We start from the raw sequence: 4,647 nt of genomic DNA on the forward strand, positions 1-4,647 counted from the left end.
CGAATAGCAGACATTAACGCGAGCAACTTGTTGAGAGAAGAGCGCCCAATGTGCGCGTTTTTGGTGGTGGCTGTTAGCATTTCAAAAACTCAGGTATCGCTGCAAACTTAAAAACCACTGATTTTTTAGATTACGTTTTCTAATATCAATTTCCTTTTCTGAACCTGAGCTTTGACGGTTCAGTTTATCCTTAATATCGTCTTTATACTGCTCAAATTTATACATCCAAACAGTGGAGTTTCTCGGAGTAATCATCCCTGAATGTTTACCACTTTCAATCTTTTTCACAGAATAAATACATAAATTTTCTAAAAGATATGCCACAACTTCATCTCTAGTGACAATGTTAGCAACAGTGCACTCAAAATTTTCACTATTTGCAGCTATTTCTTGAACATTTAAAAAAATTGATATGTCAGTAGCGCCATTGTGGAGCTTACGTTTTTCTTCCACATAGTCTTTACCGATAGACAAAAATGAATCAACTTTCCTTCGGATACTTTCGCAATTGCTTACATTATGTTTAACAAATATGAAAATTAGACCTGAAAATATCATAAATGCAAACTGGGGAAGGTTCTTATCTTTAATAATGTTTAAGAATTTTCTGACTGATTGCTCTTCAGAAAGAGAGTTATTATATATCTCTTTCACTATTGCAAGATATTCCTCAATTAGCTCAATATTACCTTTCATAACTGGTACAAGCTCTTCAGCCAGTGTGCAGCATTTAGCAATACTGTCATCACTAATAATAATTCCGAACCTTTCACATAAATGCTTTTTGTAGTAGTCAACATAACCACGAGGATTTTCGGCTGTTCTATATAATTCTGAAATTGCAAATGCAGGGTTCAACTCAAAACGATTATGTTTCGCAAACTCAATAAATTTATTAAATGTTTCGGAGTAGTCATTTTTGCATATATTGTTAAATATATTTGTATCCATTAAGAAGTACGCATCAATTTTCTTACCTTGAGGGGAACCAAAAAATGGAGAGCCAAAATAAATAGTAGAACAATTATCTGCTTCGATCTTATGCACTTTCTCTTCTTTGTTATTAAATTCAAATAAACTCATAAATCATCCTAAAAATAGCTAACAATTTGTATATTGTGCTGGCACGCTTCCTCTGGTTTTATCAGATGACAAAACAGCTAATAAATAAGCACATAATCACAGTAAATCACTTCTAGCTGTGACCAAAAACGTGCTTGCACATTATTACTTTTCTCTAGCCTATTGAGCTGCTAAAAGCGTGCCTGTTTTATGGAGAAAGCAAATAACACTGTGTATTCGTCCATATGTACAACCAATGTCCGTTTTTGGCACTCAGCCCTCTTTGGGTAGTGGTAAGGTGGTTGAAACTACGGGTCAGTTCCACTACAAGGAGTGGTAAGCGTCGACAGCAATTAATGGTGAATTAAATGCTACTTACCACTTTCCGAGCTGGCCCTGTTAAGTGTAGCGTTAAAAGTCTTCTGCAAATAAGACAAAGCCAACTCCAATAGCAGCAAGAATGACTGCTTCGCCGAGCAGCGCCCAACTGAACCCAGGGTTATCCATATACCGGAACATTAAGCCAATGATTGCAAGAATTCCCGTGGCCGCATAAAGATAGCAGATTGGACGATGAGCTTTTCTATCCGCATATTCAGAAATAACTAGCGCCATTATCGCAGGGAAAACTATTAACACCGCTATCCCGAAAAATACCCCTATGGTAGCCTCACCTGAACTTATAATGTGGAGTCCTGAAATGATAGCTATGCAAGAGAGCAAAGCATATACACCGCTAGCAAGGGGCAAGAATTGCTGAGCTCGCTGATCTCGTGCGGCATTGAGGAAGAACATGGCGATTGATAGAAGCAAGGCTAAGCTTATTAGCATAACTAGCCATGTGGCGGTCCAGAATTTATTTACTTGCCCTGACAATATAAACGTCACAATTCCAAGTAGATCTGCGACTAGCGCAATAACGCCGAGTAGAAGTTTCATTCTGTAGCTCCGTCCAAAATTCTCTAACCATTTGATAGAAAGTAAACTGAGTGCAAGTTGGAGATTTTTTATATTCATTCACAAACTAACTCATACAAACCTAATATGGAAGTACCTATTTTTCAACCAAATTTTCTTAATTATCTAAAAACATTTCCGACAAAAACCTGACTCTTTGTACGCTGGTTGTTCAGAAATCAACTCATGGTTGCATGCAGGATGTTTAATAAGTAGTTTCGAAGTTTTTATTGGCGAGTTTTAAGCAATACCGATCGGCATTAGTCCGCTTTTGGCACAAAGCCACTATTCGATACAGTGGTAATATTTAGTGAAATAGGTGGTGCTGTCAATTTGCAACGAGTGGTGCAATCGACTTGCAAATAGGTGGTGTATTAAATGAAATTAACCTTTTGATCACTTGGTAGAATTCAGTGATCTACATAAGAACTAAGGCCTAAAATATTGAGCGGACCGCTAAGTGATCTCAGCATAGGCGCTTGAGATTAAGCTTGTGCCGCAATACGTATACCGACGCCATGTAGAGAAATCGCCGCTTCTTTGCAAGAGAAGCGGGAAGTTGCAGAACATCGGTCGCTGCAAGATGTAATTCATCAGCTCGTACAAGTTATAACCCAGAAATCGCAATAAACTAGCTAACTTATTCAAACGCACAAGTTATTGGCTAGCAATGTCAATAGATGCAGTAACATGTTCATTCGCATAAGTTATGGTGCATCCACTAGCAAATGCTACATAATTTATTAGCACGCACAAATTGTCATATATTGACTGGTGATTTATACTTATTTTATTTGCTCGCACAAATTATAGAGGCTTACCTATGAAAGTGCCTGTTAAAAGTGTGACTGATATTGGTCAGGTCATTCGTATCACGCGGATTAGTCAGGATTTAGACCAGCTAACCGCATCTCAGCTATCCAATGCCGGACAGTCATTCCTGAGCCATCTGGAGAATGGTAAAGAAACCGCGCAAATCGGGAAAGTACTGCAGGTGCTTGAGTCGTTGGGGATTGGAGTTGAGCTTACTCTGCCGCCTGATGTCGAAGCATTACTGGTCAAGCATAATAAATCATCAAAACACGACAGTATCAGATACAGTCGTTATGCTTCATCAGATATCCGAACGGGGGACCCATCACAAATAAAGCGGAGTTTTTTTCTGTCAGAGGTTGATGGAAAATATAACCGCATCAATACACAAGACTTCTTGGAATTGTGGGGAAAAGTACCAAATTCTAAGCGAGTGCGCCGATCATGAGAGTGCTTAACGTTTATCTTGACCGCGTTTATGTAGGCAAACTTGTAGAAGAATCGTCCATTTGGGGTTTTGAGTACGATGCAGATTGGTTGGCCAAGGGCTTTAATATTATCCCTGGGCTTGACTTAGCGGCCGGCCGGCAATTGGATGGCGCCACAACGCGGCCGGTGCAGTGGTTCTTTGACAATCTGTTGCCAGAAGAGAAGGCCAGAACCCTGCTTGAAAAGTCAGCCCATGTTGAACCAGGCGACGCGTTTGCACTTCTTACTGCTATTGGCCATGAGTCTGCTGGCGCGTTCACACTATTACAACCGGGCGTTGAATTAAAACCTGGCGAGGTTTATCCGCTGACGTCTGCAGAAATGAATGACAGGATTTTAAACCTTCCCAAATTGCCTATGAATGACAGTGAGCGAAAGAAAATGTCATTGGCTGGCGCTCAACACAAAATGCTGGTGATTTTCAAAGATGGGCAGCTCTATGAGCCGGCCGGCCAGTTCCCATCGACTCATATTTTAAAACCGGAACATTCAGAGCCAGATGTCTACAGTTTCACTACTCGTAATGAGTGGTTCGTGATGTCTCTGGCCAACGCCTGCGACCTGTCCGTGCCTGACGTTCACCATATTTTTCTGCCAGCGCCAGTATATATCGTGGAGCGCTTTGACCGGTCAGGTGAATATCCGGATGTTCATCGTTTACATGTCATGGATGGATGTCAGCTTTTAGGGTTGTCATTTCGGGAAAAATACAGTGCGAGTACAGTCCAAAGCCTACTTAAACTTGCTCAGTCCTGTATCGCGCCTGGCCCAACCCGCCTGGCTATTTTCAAATGGGCTCTGTTCAACACTCTGGTCGGTAACGGTGACGCTCATTTGAAAAACCTCTCTTTCCGTTTAACTGACCGCGGCTATCAACTGATGCCCCATTATGACCTATTAAGTACCATCATTTACGCAACGCCTGGTAAGCATCCATGTGAGGATTTATCACAAAGAATGGGTGATGCGGTTCAGTTTGGAGACTTAAGGAAAGAGCATGTCTTTCAATTTGGGCTGGCGCTTGGCTTACCTGAGGCCCTTTCCTTAAGAGTTTTGGTGCAAATGATAAAAGACATTGTGCCGGCAGCAGACATGTTGATTGCACAAGTGGAGGCAGAACCTTCGCATCCAGGTAAAGCCGGTGAAATGCAAATGCTGAAAAAGATCCGGTATTTGTGTATTCAGGAAATGATTGGTCAGTTAAATAGGGCCTGATTTAAAATTCTGAAATCAGGTTGTAAACGTTACCTCGATTTACGGAATTGATCGCTGGTGGTTACCACCAGTTTAAACAATTATCCAGTTAATTGATCATCAGCTATGAGC

General features: G+C 41.0%; 4 protein-coding genes. 2 read left to right on the forward strand and 2 right to left on the reverse strand.

The genetic code is table 11. The annotated features are described in order from the left end of the window. Positions 1-81: 81 nt before the first annotated feature. Both RHEIN_RS16195 and RHEIN_RS16200 read right to left on the reverse strand, forming a co-directional pair. The gene (locus RHEIN_RS16195) at positions 82-1,083 is read right to left on the reverse strand and encodes a hypothetical protein (RefSeq protein ID WP_008900060.1); all 1,002 of its coding nucleotides are present in this window, start codon (positions 1,081-1,083) and stop codon (positions 82-84) included. A gap of 390 nt (positions 1,084-1,473) precedes the next feature. Beyond that, the gene (locus RHEIN_RS16200) at positions 1,474-2,001 is read right to left on the reverse strand and encodes a hypothetical protein (protein WP_008900061.1); all 528 of its coding nucleotides are present in this window, start codon (positions 1,999-2,001) and stop codon (positions 1,474-1,476) included. 841 nt (positions 2,002-2,842) lie between these two features. Between RHEIN_RS16200 and RHEIN_RS16205 the strand changes: the two genes are divergently transcribed. Both RHEIN_RS16205 and RHEIN_RS16210 read left to right on the forward strand, forming a co-directional pair. Next, the gene (locus RHEIN_RS16205) at positions 2,843-3,280 is read left to right on the forward strand and encodes a helix-turn-helix transcriptional regulator (RefSeq protein ID WP_008900062.1); all 438 of its coding nucleotides are present in this window, start codon (positions 2,843-2,845) and stop codon (positions 3,278-3,280) included. After that, positions 3,277-4,536 carry a HipA domain-containing protein gene (locus RHEIN_RS16210; protein WP_008900063.1) on the forward strand — a complete coding sequence of 420 codons (1,260 nt, stop codon included), beginning with the start codon at positions 3,277-3,279 and terminating at the stop codon, positions 4,534-4,536. The genes RHEIN_RS16205 and RHEIN_RS16210 overlap by 4 nt, the downstream gene beginning before the upstream one ends. The last annotated feature ends 111 nt before the right edge of the window (positions 4,537-4,647 follow it).

Origin of the sequence: Rheinheimera sp. A13L, assembly GCF_000217935.1 — a bacterium.
Classification (GTDB): domain Bacteria; phylum Pseudomonadota; class Gammaproteobacteria; order Enterobacterales; family Alteromonadaceae; genus Pararheinheimera.

Bases quoted from the DNA above. Each gene is read 5' to 3' on its own strand.
- RHEIN_RS16195 (WP_008900060.1), bottom strand. From the start codon at position 1,083: ATGAGTTTATTTGAATTTAATAACAAAGAAGAGAAAGTGCATAAGATC.
- RHEIN_RS16200 (WP_008900061.1), bottom strand. From the start codon at position 2,001: ATGAAACTTCTACTCGGCGTTATTGCGCTAGTCGCAGATCTACTTGGA.
- RHEIN_RS16210 (WP_008900063.1), top strand. From the start codon at position 3,277: ATGAGAGTGCTTAACGTTTATCTTGACCGCGTTTATGTAGGCAAACTT.
- RHEIN_RS16205 (WP_008900062.1), top strand. From the start codon at position 2,843: ATGAAAGTGCCTGTTAAAAGTGTGACTGATATTGGTCAGGTCATTCGT.